The sequence below is a fragment of the Streptomyces viridifaciens genome (genome assembly GCF_001888885.2).
Classification (GTDB): domain Bacteria; phylum Actinomycetota; class Actinomycetes; order Streptomycetales; family Streptomycetaceae; genus Kitasatospora; species Kitasatospora aureofaciens.
This window is the reverse complement of the sequence record NZ_CP090841.1, coordinates 7661501-7674433: the sequence shown is the minus strand read 5'-3', so window position 1 is coordinate 7674433 and position 12933 is coordinate 7661501. Positions and strand designations below refer to the sequence as shown.

11 protein-coding genes are annotated in these 12933 nt (G+C 73.5%); 5 read left to right on the top strand and 6 right to left on the bottom strand.

The features are described 5' to 3' along the window. Positions 1–212: 212 nt before the first annotated feature. Positions 213–1067, top strand: a complete 855-nt coding sequence (locus BOQ63_RS41495) for a helix-turn-helix transcriptional regulator (protein ID WP_143174871.1) — start codon at positions 213–215, stop codon at positions 1065–1067. Positions 1068–1074: 7 nt separating this feature from the next. On the opposite strand, the gene BOQ63_RS41490 is transcribed toward BOQ63_RS41495, so the two are convergent. The 3 genes from BOQ63_RS41490 to BOQ63_RS41480 form a co-directional block, all read right to left on the bottom strand. Further along, positions 1075–1668, bottom strand: coding sequence for a YbaK/EbsC family protein (locus BOQ63_RS41490; protein ID WP_046386209.1), 594 nt, complete (start codon positions 1666–1668; stop codon positions 1075–1077). A gap of 170 nt (positions 1669–1838) precedes the next feature. Beyond that, the gene (locus BOQ63_RS41485; RefSeq protein ID WP_030550488.1) at positions 1839–4388 is read right to left on the bottom strand and encodes a collagenase; all 2550 of its coding nucleotides are present in this window, start codon (positions 4386–4388) and stop codon (positions 1839–1841) included. Positions 4389–4777: 389 nt separating this feature from the next. After that, positions 4778–6322, bottom strand: coding sequence for an IucA/IucC family protein (locus tag BOQ63_RS41480; protein WP_072656044.1), 1545 nt, complete (start codon positions 6320–6322; stop codon positions 4778–4780). A 48-nt stretch (positions 6323–6370) separates the two neighbouring features. Between BOQ63_RS41480 and BOQ63_RS41475 the strand changes: the two genes are divergently transcribed. Next, positions 6371–7879 carry an IucA/IucC family protein gene (locus BOQ63_RS41475; RefSeq protein WP_079183986.1) on the top strand — a complete coding sequence of 503 codons (1509 nt, stop codon included), beginning with the start codon at positions 6371–6373 and terminating at the stop codon, positions 7877–7879. Between the two features lie 4 nt (positions 7880–7883). Further along, complete coding sequence (locus BOQ63_RS41470; RefSeq protein WP_030550485.1) at positions 7884–8726, top strand: TauD/TfdA family dioxygenase; 843 nt, start codon at positions 7884–7886, stop codon at positions 8724–8726. An 84-nt stretch (positions 8727–8810) separates the two neighbouring features. Here BOQ63_RS41470 and BOQ63_RS41465 read toward each other — a convergent pair whose 3' ends face one another. Together BOQ63_RS41465 and BOQ63_RS41460 are read right to left on the bottom strand one after the other, a co-directional pair. Next, complete coding sequence (locus BOQ63_RS41465; protein ID WP_072656042.1) at positions 8811–9593, bottom strand: ABC transporter permease; 783 nt, start codon at positions 9591–9593, stop codon at positions 8811–8813. Further along, positions 9590–10330, bottom strand: coding sequence for an ABC transporter ATP-binding protein (locus tag BOQ63_RS41460; RefSeq protein ID WP_454132004.1), 741 nt, complete (start codon positions 10328–10330; stop codon positions 9590–9592). Before BOQ63_RS41460 ends, BOQ63_RS41465 begins: the two co-directional genes overlap by 4 nt. 273 nt (positions 10331–10603) lie before the next feature. On the opposite strand from BOQ63_RS41460, the gene BOQ63_RS41455 reads away from it, so the two are divergent. Next, on the top strand, positions 10604–11356 hold the full coding sequence (locus BOQ63_RS41455) for a DUF72 domain-containing protein (RefSeq protein WP_030550481.1): 753 nt from the start codon (positions 10604–10606) through the stop codon (positions 11354–11356). Positions 11357–11392: 36 nt separating this feature from the next. Here the strand turns inward: BOQ63_RS41455 and BOQ63_RS41450 are convergent, their stop codons facing one another. Further along, the gene (locus tag BOQ63_RS41450; RefSeq protein ID WP_072656479.1) at positions 11393–11899 is read right to left on the bottom strand and encodes a mycothiol transferase; all 507 of its coding nucleotides are present in this window, start codon (positions 11897–11899) and stop codon (positions 11393–11395) included. A gap of 333 nt (positions 11900–12232) precedes the next feature. On the opposite strand from BOQ63_RS41450, the gene BOQ63_RS41445 reads away from it, so the two are divergent. After that, complete coding sequence (locus BOQ63_RS41445) at positions 12233–12922, top strand: L,D-transpeptidase family protein (protein ID WP_030279509.1); 690 nt, start codon at positions 12233–12235, stop codon at positions 12920–12922. The last annotated feature ends 11 nt before the right edge of the window (positions 12923–12933 follow it).

The window sequence follows — 12933 nt, the reverse complement described above, 5'->3', positions numbered from 1 at the left end:
CGGCGCACGCGCCCGGGCCCGCACCGCGGTGTGACGCAGGCCACAGTGCGACCACGTCCGGCAACTGAGATGCGGGGTTGTTCCAGCTGCGGGCCGTGAAGCAGCATGGTTGCCATGCGTGCACGCCGCGCAACCGACGGTGCGTACCCCGCGGGGGCTCGCGCACCGGCCGGCGGCCGCTGCGGGGGTGTCGAGCAGACCTGGGGGTGCACATGCAGGTTCAGTCCGACCGGCGCGAGCCGTCGTTACCCGAGGCCCAGATGGGCAGGATCCTCGACTCGGCCCGCCGGGCGATCGGCGAACTGGCCTGCACGGTCGAGGCGTTGGACCGCGAACTGGCCGAGGTCAACATCGCGGCGATCCCCGCCCACCTGGACCGCCTCGGCGGTCACGGGGTGGAGGTCTTCCGCGGCGAGGCGGCGGTGCGTCAGCTCCTGGAGGACGCCACCATGACCGTGCGCGGCCAGGTCCTCAGCATGAATCCCGGCGCACCGCCGGCCGCGGCGCTCCTGGTCGCCGGACGGCGCCGGGACGAGGAGGTGCTGGGCCGGCGCGTGTCCATCCGGACCATCCACAGCGAGTCCATGCTCCGGGTCCCGCGCGGCCGGGCCCACCTGAAGGCGCTGCGCAGGGCCGGCGGCCAGATCCGCATCTCCGCCACCCTCCCCTACCGGCTGATCGTGCTGGACGCCGACCTGGCCTTCGTCCCGCCGCCGAACAGCGGCGACGGCGCCGAACCCGCCCTGGTGGTGGTCCGCAACCCCGACCTGGTCAGCCTCTTCGTGCAGACCTTCGAGTTCTGCTGGCAGGAAGCCCGCCCGGCCGAGGTCGCTCCCCCGTCGCGCCAGGGGCCCACCGCGCGCCAGTACCAGGTCCTGCGGCTCATGCAGCTCGGATACAAGGACGAGGCCATCGCCCGCGAGATCGGGGTCTCCTCCCGGACGATGCGGCGCATCGTCCGGGAACTCTTCGAACAGCTCGACGCCACCGGCCGGTTCAGCGCGGGCATGGCCGCCCAGGCGCGTGGCTGGCTCGTCCCGCCACGCTCCCGCGAGGGTTGCTCCTGACCGGCCCTCAGGCCTCCACCGAACTGGGCTCCGCCACCACTGCGGCCAGCCCGGGGACGACCTCGGCGCCCGGCAGCGCGGCCAGCGCCCGTCCCGGCAGGATCAGCTTCCCGCGGCGGCGCCCGCTGCCGACCAGGACGTGCGGCGCGGCGACCACCGCCTCGTCGATCAGCAGCGGCCAGTCGCCCGGAAGACCCACCGGCGTGATGCCCCCGTACTCCATCCCGGTCGCCTCGACCGCGGCGTCCATCGGGGCGAACGAGGCCTTGCGCGCCCCGAGGTGCTTGCGGACCGCCTGGTTCACGTCCAGCCGGGTCGTGGCCAGGACGACGCACGCGGCCATCGTGACCTCCCCGCCCCGCTTGGCGGCGACCACCACGCAGTTCGCCGAGTACTCCAGCGGCGCGTCGTAGGTCTCGCAGAACACCGCGGTGTCCGCCTTCTCCGGATCCGTGTCCACGTACAGCACCGCCCCGGCCGCCTCCGGCGCGTCCCAGCCCCCCAGGGCCTCGGCCACCGGCGGGGCCAGCTCGTCCCGGATGTCGAGTGCCCGGCGGACGGTCGGGAAGTTCCCGAAGGGAGGCGTCACTTGGTCGCTCATGCGAGCACCCTAGCGAAGCCCCGCCGCCCCGGCCAATCAACCCGCCTGCCACCGAACGGAGTTCGCTCGGACAGCCAGGGCGGCCACGGTGTTCGCACGCCTTCGAATGCCGGACGACGGGCGGCGGCCCGGAGCGGTGTGCTCCGGGCCGCCGCGCGGGGGGGTCGGGGTCAGTACTGGGTGGTGATGGTCACGCCGCTGAAGTCGGTCTGGGCGTAGAGGCTGATGTAGCGGTAGCCCGCCGTGGTGTTGGTGACGGTCAGGCTCTGGTGGGTGGTGCCGTAGGTGGTCGAGCCGTCGGTGTAGGCGTTCGGCGTCGCCCAGCTGTCGGGGTTGTAGAGCAGGTAGGCGGTGCCCGTGCCGCCGGAGCTGTTCACCTTCAGGGTGGTGGTGCCGGCCGGCAGGTAGATGTAGTAGTAGTCCAGGTTGCCGGCGGTCGCGGACTGGTTGGTGCGGGAGCAGTTCTGGTCCAGCACGCGGGTGTCGGCGGCGGTGCAGGCGGTGACGGCGCTGACCGTGACGGACTGGCTAACGCTGTTGCTCTTCCCGTTGCCGTCGGTCACCGTGAGGCTGACGGTGTAGCTGCCCGCCGTGGTGTAGCTGTGCACGGGGCTCCGGTCGGTGGAGGTGGCTCCGTCACCGAAGTTCCAGGCCCAGGAGGCGATGCTGCCGCCGCCGGACTCGGTCGACCGGTCGGTGAACTGGACGTTCAGGCCGGACGGGACGGCGCTGAAGGCGGCGGTCGGTGCGCCGCCCACCTCGCAGGCGCCGGCGGCGCAGGCGTCCAGCCAGGTGTTGAACTCGGTGTCGTACGCGGTGCCGATGGAGTTGTAGACCGCGTAGCCGCCCGTGTAGTCGCCGGTCCGGAAGTGGCCCAGCATGTTCTGGACGACGTCCGGGTGCTTCTCGACCATGAAGCGGACCGCCAGGTAGCCCCACGGGTAGGTGCGGGTGGTGTCGCTGTTGTCGTAGGTGTTCTGGAACAGCGTGCTGAGCGCGTAGGTGTGCTTGGGCGCCTCGGCGATCGCGCCGGTGTCCGTGATGTTCCGGTAGCTGTAGGACACGTACTCGGCGACGCCCTCGATCCACCAGACGTCCGGCACGGAGATCTGCTGCGTGAAGTCGCCCTTCATGTCGAGGCGGCCGTCGAGGGCGTGGGTGTACTCGTGGTTGAGGTTCCAGATGCCCGCGGTGAAGCCGTCGTTGCCGTTCTGGTAGGTCAGCGAGATCGGCTGGTTGGCGGGGGCGCTCGGGTCGCCGATCAGCGTGATGCCGCCGTTGTTGGTGCTGACGCCGTAGATGCCGCCCGCGTAGGTCTGGTAGTCCTGCGGGGAGGCGAAGACCACCATCTGCAGCGAGTTCTCGTACTGGCCGGCGATCGGACCGCTGTCCTTGACCAGCTTGTGGAAGAACGGGTCCTGGTTCTGCAGGCTGGCGCAGACGGCAGCGAGGTCGGCGGCGGTGAGGCTCTGCGCCAGGATGGTGTGGGTGGAGTCGCAGGTGTGGCTGACCGGCAGGGCGGCGGCCTTGAGCTGCTCCGGCAGGTTGCAGACGCCGTAGTACGAGCAGTTCGCCTGGTCGTAGCCGGCGGCCATGCCGGCCACGCCGACCCAGAGCGGCGCGGTGGGGCCGGTGATCGACGAGACGTTCATCAGGCCCTTGATCAGCGGCCGGACGGTGTTCACCAGCGCCGGGTGCTCGATGAACCGGGCCGTCTCCAGACCGGCGTTGGAGTCCAGGAAGGAGTTGTTGCCGCCGAGCATGCTCCGGTGGTTCAGCGCGAAGCTGTCGAGGGTGTTGATCAGACTCGGGTCGGCGGTGACGGCCGCGACGTAGTCGGCGTTCTGGTGGCCGCGGAAGATCGGGGTGTACACGCTGTTCGCGAAGTTCACCATGTACCAGGACGAGTCCCAGGAGCTGTTGTACGCGTTCAGCACCTGCTGGTACGTCTTCAGGTAGTGCGCCTGGAGGTTGGCGCTGTCGGTGAGGATCATCGCCTGGCCCTCGACCTGGCCGTTGCCCTCGTTGACGTCGAGGAAGTGCGGGCTCGCCACCAGGGTGTCGAGCGCGGCCTGCACGGCGGCGGTCAGGCTCGCGTCGTACGTGCCGACGTCGCCCGGGTGGTAGTACTGCACGTAGTAGCCGGCCTGGAGGAAGTAGACCAGCTGGTAGATGCCGGTCGAGTTGTCGCCGGTGTACGAAGCGGCGGCCCTGCGCAGGCCGTCGGCCACCGCGAGCATCTGGCTCTGCCTGAACACCCCGTTGGCGTCGCCGCCGGTGATGCGGAACAGCGAGCTGATGCAGTCGACGGTAGAGCCCTTGATGTAGCCGACCAGGTCGGCGCCGGTGCGGCCGCTGAAGTCGGCCGGGGTGCAGGAGGTGTCGGCCGCGCCGGCGGCGGCCCGGCCGGACTCGGCAAGGGCCGGGGCCTTGGCGAGTTCGGGCTTCGGGGCCTGCGGCGCGGCCGACTGCGGGGAGCGCGGCGGGAGTTGTGCGGGTGCGAGCCGGCCCGTCTGGGTCTGCGCGTGGGTGTCGAGACCGAAGGCGGTGCCGGTGGGGGCTATGCCGCCCAGGTGCCCGGGGTGGGGAGCCCGGTTCGCCTGCTGACCGGTCTGCGCCGTGGGGGCGGCGAAGCTCGGCGCGGCGGCGAAGCCGGTGATGGCGGTACTTGCGGCGGCGAGCACAGCCAGTGCCCGGGGCAGCCGAAGTCGGTGACGCATCGTCACTCCTTGCTGTGGGGGGTGGGGGTGAGCCTCACGCGCTTGCCGTGAAGGCGTCGCCTGGCACGGTGTCACGGGCGACCCGGGGCAATCAATAGGGTGTGACATATCACTTTGAAATTGCAGTCACCCCGGATGCGGAACTCCGGCCGTCCCGCCTCCCCGCACCGGGCAGTCCCCGGTGTCAGCGGTGCGCGTCATACTCGTGCCGCGGCGCCGCACGGGCACCGCGGCACGAGGAGAACGAGATGGGCCCGCCCACGCACGACGGGTCCGCGGCCGCGCGGGTCACCCGCCGGGTGCTCGACTTCCTCAGCCGCATCGGGTAGGGCCTGTCCGGCAAACAGGACCTCCCCCCGGGCAGGGCTCGTCAGGGCGGCGGGGCTCGCTCAGGAGTAACCGACCAGCGGGTTGGGGACGGGGACGTAGCGGGGTTCGGTACCGTCCGCGTCGATCCAGCGGGACAGCAGGTTGGCCTTGCACGGGACGGTTGCCGCGGCGATCAGCGTCTCGGCCGCCGGGAGGCCGAGCTCCTTGTCGCACCGCTGGACCACCTGCCGCGCCAGGGGCCACAGGGCCGCGGCGGCGCCGGGAAAGCGCCGGGTGAGCGCGTCGGCGATACCCGTCAGGTTGTTGACGACGAGACAGTAGACCAGCCGCTCCCAGGCCGCCTCCCGGGGCGTCGGGGGAATCGCCCTGGCGCCTTCCGCGTCGCGGAAGAGGGCCTGGACGGGCAGGCCGTCCGGGCCGACGGCGATCAGCGTGTTCTGGAGGTGGCACTCGACGGCGATGCCGTGGCGGGCGTACGCCTCCAGCACGGGCGGGACCACGCAGTCCAGGTAGGCCGACCACCAGGGCAGCGGGTCGGTGACCCGGTCGAGCGGATCGCCGTCGAAGCCCTCGGTGAGGGCCGCCGCCAGCAGTGCGGTGGCGCCCGGGAGCAGGTGGTCGTCCAGGCCGTCGCGGACCAGGACGGGGAAGGTCTCCTCCAGTCCGCGGACCGTACGGTACCCGCGTTCGCTCAGCCACGCCGCGGGGCCGTCCACGGCCCCGAAGGCCGCGCTGACCAGCGGGTCGGTGCGGAGCGCGTGGCGCAGCTCGTGCCGACGGATCCGCCGGACGTCGTTGGTGATCTGCACCTCCAGACTGAACTTCAGGAACAGGTCCCCGGTCGCCCCGGGCCGTTCGTCACCGCCGGGAACGTGCACCGTACGCACGGAGGCGGTGGCCCGGGCGTCCCACGGCGTGTGGCCGAGAAGCAGGAGGCGGCCCTCGGCGAAGGCGGCGCGGACGGCCGGCCGGTGCCGGGTGAGGTCCAACTGCCAGGGGTGGACGGGCAGCAGCCGGTAGCCGTCGGGTGCCCGGCCCAGGGTGTCGAGGGCGCTGGTGTCGCCGTCGTCGACCGCCGCGTCCTCGCGCACGCCCAGCAGCGCGAGGGGGAAGCGGCCGTGCGTCTCCGGCGCGTAGCGCAGCCAGGAACCGGGCGGGCCGCCGCCGCTGCGCGCCTTGGGGGCCGGGTGGAACGGGTGGCCCATGACCAGGGCCTGTTCGGAGCGCAGCCACAGGCTCTCGGGCGGGACGGCCCGGGAACGGGCGGCGAGGAGCGCCTCGACGATCTCACGGCCGGCGGTCATCTCGGCGGCCAGGGCGACGTTGGAGCGCCCGGTGACGGCCCGCATCTCCTGGGCGGCGAGCTCGACGAGGCCGCTGTGGCGCACGGGTTGCCAGGCGGTGCCGGTCCAGAGCTCGGGCGCGGCGGAGGCGCGGCCGGTGCGCACGCGCAGCAGCCGGCCGGTGGCGCGCAGGCGGTGGACCGCGCGGCCGGCCTCGGGCTCCCCGGCCGGCTCCGGCGCCGGCACGGAGGCCTCCCTCAGCAGACAGTTGAGCAGGGGTGCCATGGCCAGTGCGTCGGCTTCGCGGGCGAAAGTATTCATCGAGGAGCAGTATGTGTGGCAGGTGTTCGCCCGCGGTAGAACATCGGGGTGTGCGACACACCCGCCGAGCGCGCGCTGGCCGAGGAACTGGCGAGCGTCCGGCCGTCGTTGTCCTCCGCCTATCTCGCCGCCCTGCCCGGCGCCCGGGCCGCGGTGCTGGCGCGGCTGTGGCGGGGACTGGTCCACGAACCGCTGCCCTGGATCGCCGGCCGCGCCCGCGGCGGCGACGGGATCTCGGTGCGGCTCACCGACGGCCGACGGCTGCACGGCCCGCCGTCGGACCCGTGGGCGACGGGGACGGCGGTCGCCGCGGTGGAGCTGGACGGCGTTCCGTACGACCATCCGGCACTGCTGATGGCGGCCCTGAAGGTACCCGGCGGCGAGCCCTTCGCCGCCGAACTCGACCACAGCGCCGCCTCCTTGGCCCTGTCCCGGACGGCCCCTCCCCCGGCCGGGCCGCCGTCGGAGCCCTGGGAGTGGGAGCAGCGGTCCGCGGATGGCCACCCGTACCACCCCACCTGCCGCTCCCGGCCCGGCTTCTCGGCCGCCGAGCAGCTGGCCTACGCGCCCGAACACCGGCCGGTGGTCGGTCTGCTCCTCACACCCGTCACGGATGCGACGGTGCGGGGGTCATGGCCCCCGCAGTGGCGGGACGGGGCGGCCGTGCTGCTCCCGGTGCACCCCTGGCAGGCCGAGCACGTCCTCGGCGGCCGGTCGGTACTGCCCGGTCCGGCGGCCCATCCGCTGCTGTCCCTGCGCACGCTCGCCCTCGACCACCGCACCCACGTGAAGACCGCGTTGAGCGCCCGGCTCACCTCCCAGGTGCGGGACATCTCGGCCTACTCGGTGGACCACGCGCTGGCCACGTCCGAGCTGGCCGTGCGGGTCGCGGACCGCCTGGACGGCCGGCTGCACATCACCCGGACGCTGGCGGCGGCCGGGGCGGGCACACCGGACCTGGCGGCCGTCCTGCGCGAGTCGCCGTACGTCCACGCCGGGACGGACGAACAGGTGGTACCCGTGGCCGAACTGCCCGGGCACTTCGCCTCCCACGACCACGGCCCGCACCAACGACCGTCGCGAATCGCCGAGTTCGCGCGGCTGGCCCTCGGCGTCTGCCTGGAGCTGCTCGACCTGGGGGTGGCCCTGGAAGCGCACGGGCAGAACCTCCTCGCGGTGCTCGACCGGCAGGGGTGGCCCCGGCGGCTGGTCTACCGGGACCTCGCCGACATCCGCATCAGCCCGGCCCGGCTGGCCCGGCACGGCCTCCCGGCGCCGCCGATGACCGGCCGGCTCCTCGAGGACGACCCCGTCGCCCTCCGCCGCAAGGTCCTCAGCTGCCTGATCACGGGCGCGCTCGGCCCCCTCGCCGGGAGCACCGCGGAGCTGGGTGCCCTGCTCGAAGCCGCCATCCGCGACCTCCACCCGACGCCCGACCTGTCGGCACTGCGGACGGAGCCGCTGCCGGTCAAGGCGCTGACGCTGATGCGGCTCTCGCCAGCGGGCGACCAGTGGGCGCACCTGCCCAATCCCGTCCCGGGCGCCGCGGAAAGGTGAACAGTTGACCGAGCCCGTCCCCGTCGAAGCACCCACGGCATGGCACGGCGACGCCCTCAGCGAGTCCGACTGGCTGGTCCCCCTGCCACCCGCCTGCTCGCGCGCACTGGACGGCCCACGGGAGCACCCGGCGCCGGAACTGGCGGAGCTGGCCACGCACGTCACCCGACGCGTGCGGAACAGCCGCGGGTTCGTCGTCATCCGGGGTCTCCCGGTGGACGGCCGCACCGACCAGGAGTGCGCCGAATTGTGTCACCGGCTCGCCGCCTCGCTGGGCACCCCGTGGCCGGCGGAGCCCGGCGGCTTCATCACCGTGGCCGACAACGCTGGACTGGGCAGGACCAACCTCGCCCTCACCCCGCACACCGACCGCACCCCGGCCCCCCGCCCGCCGAAGCTGCTCGGGCTCCTGTCCGTACGAGCGGCGGCACTCGGCGGTGACACCCTCCTCGCCAGCGGCCACGCCGTGCACAACCGCCTGCTCACCGAAGCTCCCTGGGCCATCCCCCGCCTCTACCAGGACTTCCACTTCGGCCGGGGCGCCGGCTTCGACCGCATCCGCCCCGTCTTCCAACGCCACGGCGCCGAGCTGCGCGTGCACTACAACAGGCGCGGAATCGAACGCGCCCACCACGAGGCCGGCGCGCCCCTCACCCCCGACGACCACGCGGCCCTCGACGCCGTCGACCGGATCCTCTCCGACCCACGCATCCTCCTGCGCATCCCCCTCCACCCGGGAGACCTCCTCTGGCTGGACAACACCGCCGTCCTCCACGGCCGCACCGCCTTCACCGACCCACCCGCCCCGTCCGCTCCCCGCTGCCTCACCCGCGTCTGGGCGGACTGAGCGGAGCCCACGCCCGGGAGGGCCCGGCGCACCCGGGCGGCTGCGCCCGAACTCCGGTGGGGGACCGGCCCTACGAACGGGATGTCAACCCCGGGTCCCGGCGGTGAGCGGCCGTAGCCGGTGGACGTCGTCGAAGAGGGCTCGCTCGGCCAGGTGGGCGGCGGTGAGGGCGGCCAGGGCAGCAGCGGAGAGCATCATGTACATCACGACGATCTGGTAGCGGATCGCGGTGAGCGGGTCGACGCCGGCCAGGATCAGGCCGGTCATCGCACCGGGCAGGCTGATCAGCCCGACGGTCCTGGTGGCGTCGACGGCGGGGATCAGCGCCGTGCGCAGGGTCGAGCGCAGATGGGGCGCGAAGGCCTCGACGGCGGGCAGGCCCAGGGCGAGGCGGGCCTCGACGGCGGGGCGCGCGGTGCGGGCCTCGTCGCGAAGGCGCACCAGGAGGAGGGTGGTGGCCTGCATCGCGCCGGAGACCACCATGCCACCGACCGGGATCACCACCCGGGCCTGGGGGGCGATGACCCCGAGGGCGAGCAGCACTCCGAGGGTCCCGCCGGAGCCGACGGCGACCGCGGTGGTGGCGATCGGCAGCGCGCGGGGCAGCCCGGCGGAGCGGCCCGCGCAGACCCGCCCGGCCGTGATCACCATGAGCGCGAGGCAGCCGGCGGCTCCGGCCACGCCGGTGTGCTGGAAGACGAGGAGCAGGATCGCGCCGACGGCGGCGAGTTGGACGCCTGCGCGGGCGGCGGCAACGGCGATGTCCCGGGCGAGGTCCAGTCGCCGGTGCCACGCCACCGCGATCGCCGGCAGCACCAGGGCGATGGAGGCGGCGACCCCGGCCCAGGTCGGCACGGCCGTGTTCACGTCCCCTTCCGGAGGTAGTCCACGCGGTCCGCCGGCCCCGAGGCGACCAGCCGCCCACCGCGCAGGACCAGGACGTGGTCGGCGACCCGGCGCGCCTGCGGCACGTTGTGGCTGACCAGCACCACCGCGAGCCCGTCCGCGACCAGGTCCCTGATCGTGTACTCCACCGCCTGCGCGCTGTCCGCGTCCAGGGCCGACGTCGGCTCGTCGAGCAGCAGCACCTCCGGACCGACGGCCAGTGCCCGCGCCAGGCAGACCCGTTGGGCCTCGCCTCCGGACAGCCCGGCCGTGGCCCGCGCCAGCATCCCGGCCGGCAGACCGGTCCGCTCCAACAGCACGGCGGCCCGGTCCTCGTCGAGGTCCGGGCGGCCCACCCGCAGGTCGTCCAGGACACGGTCGGTGAGCAGCACCGGCTGCTGGCCGACCAGCCCGACCCGGCGGCGCAGTTCCAACACGTCGAGCTCGGGCAACGGCGTGCCCCGGAAGCGGACCTCACCGGACGTCGGCTCCGCCAGCCGGTTCAGCACCCGCAGCAACGTCGACTTGCCCGCGCCCGACGGCCCTACCAGCGCCGTGCAGGCGGCACCGGGGATCTGCGCCGAGAGGCCGTCCAACAGCAGTCGCCCGGCACGGCGCACGGTCACCCGGTCGAGGGCGTATGACGGGGGCGCATCCGCGCCCGACCTGCCCAGAGCACAGGTGCGGGTGCGAACGGCGATGGCGAAGGGCTCGTCCACGGGCCTCCGTTGCCGGTGGGGCGGCGGGCGGGGCCGGCCCGCCCGGCCAGGAATCGGTCCATGCGCTTCATCGTGCCAGTCGTTCCACCGGTACCCGTGGTGATCACCGTCGTGCCCACTCGTACGGATGACTGACCGCCGGCCACCCCTGACGGGCATCACACGTCCCACGGGACCGTCCGCGCACGGCCGATGCGCCCGGCCACCTCCGACCCGTTCGGCCGGCCGGGCGAATCGAGGGCGTGGCCCGGCCGACGGGTGTTTGCTGGAGACATGCCCTTGATCGTCGGTACCTCGGGTTGGCAGTACGACGACTGGCGCGGGCTGCTCTACCGCGAGGGGACGCCCAAGCGGCGCTGGCTGGAGGAGTACGCCGCACGGTTCGCCACGGTGGAGAGCAATGCCGCCTTTTACCGCCTGCCCTCGCCGGACACCTTCGCCGACTGGCGGGCCCGTACCCCGGCGGGTTTCGTGTTCGCGGTGAAGGCCAGCCGCTACCTCACCCACATCAGACGCCTGCGCGAGCCGGCCGAGCCGGTCCAGCGGCTGCTCACGGCGGCGCAGGGACTCGGGGATCGGCTCGGCCCGGTGCTGCTCCAGCTGCCGCCCACGTTGCACGCGGACGCCGAGCTGCTGGACCGCTGCCTGGCCGCCTTCCCGACGGGCGTGCGGGTCGCCGTCGAGCCGCGCCACCCCTCCTGGTGGACGCCGGAGATCCGTGCGGTACTGACCGACCGGGCCGCCGCACTGTGCTGGGCGGACCGGGAGTCACGCCCGGTCACGCCACTGTGGCGAACCTGCGATTGGGGCTACCTGCGCTGCCACGCCGGTCGGGCCCGGCCCCGGCCCCGGTACGGCCGACAGGCCCTGGCCACCTGGGTGGGCCGCATCGCCGACACCTGGGCGGACCCGGCGGACGTCCACGTGTACTTCAACAACGACCCGGGCGGCGCGGCGGTGCTCGACGCGACCGTCTTCGAGTCCACCGCCGCACGGGCGGGCCGCACGGTGGCCCGGACGCCGTAGGGGGTGGGCGGTGATCCGCAGCCGAGTGATCGGCCGTCAGTGCCGGGCCAGCAGGCCTCGTACGTAGGCTGCCTGGCCGACGTGCTGGAGGTCGTCGGCGATCACGCTGATCAGGCGTACCCCCAGGGTGACCGGGGGCTGCCAGGACTCGTCGACGATCCGGGCCAGGGACCGGTTGTCGAGGCCGCGCACGTAGTCGACGGTCCGCGCGTGGACGGCCCCGTGGTAGCCCGCGAGGAGATCGGCGGTGGCGGTGACCTTGGCGACCTGCGCGGGTCGGTGCCCGTAGCCGGTCGACGACGCGGCGAACGGCAGGGCGAACCGGCTCGCCCAGCCGTCGGCCGTCCACACCTGTTCGCGGTCGGCCGCGTCGGCGAGGTGGTCGTCCTGCACCCGGGTGAGGTGCCAGACCAGCCAGGCGATCGAGTTGGCGGAGTGGTGCACCCGGTACGCCAACTGCTCGGGGGTCAGGCCGTCGACCACGTCGGCGACCGTGTCACGGATCCGGTCGAACGCGTCCACGAGAAGATCGCTGCTGGTCACACCGGCCACAGTCGCCTCCGGGTCGAGTACCCCGCCCCACCGGCGGCGTGGCGGGTCACCCGCCGCCCCGACGATTGTGTCCCGCCCGTGGAGCCCCGGCCACCCGGGCCCGACGCGCCGTCGTCTCGGGCAGCCACCGCAGCCACGGCCCGGTGTCGGTGCTGGCACGGCTGCCCCGGCGAGCCGATCATGGCGTGCGGTGGAGCCTCCGGCTCCCACCCGCCGCGGCCCGTCCCGCCCCGCCCGTACCGTCCACACCAGAAGGGCCCCTCCATGGCCGTCTCCCGGACACGCCCCGCCGACCGCCGTGGCTCGGCACCCCGTTGCGCGCGCGTGGCCCTCGCACTCGGTGTCGCCGCCACACTGACCGGTGCGGGCCCCGGCCCGAGGGCATGGGCCGACGGCGGCCCGTTCCCCGTGCCGGTCACAGTCGGCCGGGCCGAGCAGGTGATCACGGTCGAGGCGGACGGCACCCGCGCCACCGTGACCCTGTGGGCTCGGCAGGACGGCCTCTGGCGGTCCCTCGACTCCACCACCGACGCGCGCATCGGGTCCGGCGGAGTGCACGACGGCCTCACCCGCGTCCAGGGGTCCGGGACCACACCGACCGGCACGTACACCATCACCCAGGGCTTCGGGATCTCCCCGGACCCGGGCACGAAGATGCCCTACCACCACGTCACCACGCACGACTGGTGGGTGCAGGACCCCTCCTCCGCCTACTACAACCGCATGCGCACCGACACCGAGGGCGGGTTCCACCTCACCGAACAGGGCGCCCTCGGCAGCGAGCACCTCGTCAGCCACCCCGTCCAGTACGACAACGTCCTGGTCATCGACTTCAACACCTCCCCCGTGGTGAGGGGCCGCGGTGCCGGCATCTTCCTCCACGACCTCGGCCCCCGAGCCGACGCCACCGGCGGATGCGTCGCCGTTCCCGCCGCCTTCATGACCCGGACGATGCAGTGGATCGACCCCGCCGATCACCCCGTCGTCGCGATCGCCCGGAGGTCGTCCGGGTGATCCAGGTCGTT

Coding starts and splice junctions, on each gene's coding strand:
- BOQ63_RS41495 (WP_143174871.1), top strand. CDS start 213: ATGCAGGTTCAGTCCGACCGGCGCGAGCCGTCGTTACCCGAGGCCCAG.
- BOQ63_RS41480 (WP_072656044.1), bottom strand. CDS start 6,322: ATGAATACTTTCGCCCGCGAAGCCGACGCACTGGCCATGGCACCCCTG.
- BOQ63_RS41485 (WP_030550488.1), bottom strand. CDS start 4,388: ATGCGTCACCGACTTCGGCTGCCCCGGGCACTGGCTGTGCTCGCCGCC.
- BOQ63_RS41490 (WP_046386209.1), bottom strand. CDS start 1,668: ATGAGCGACCAAGTGACGCCTCCCTTCGGGAACTTCCCGACCGTCCGC.
- BOQ63_RS41455 (WP_030550481.1), top strand. CDS start 10,604: ATGCCCTTGATCGTCGGTACCTCGGGTTGGCAGTACGACGACTGGCGC.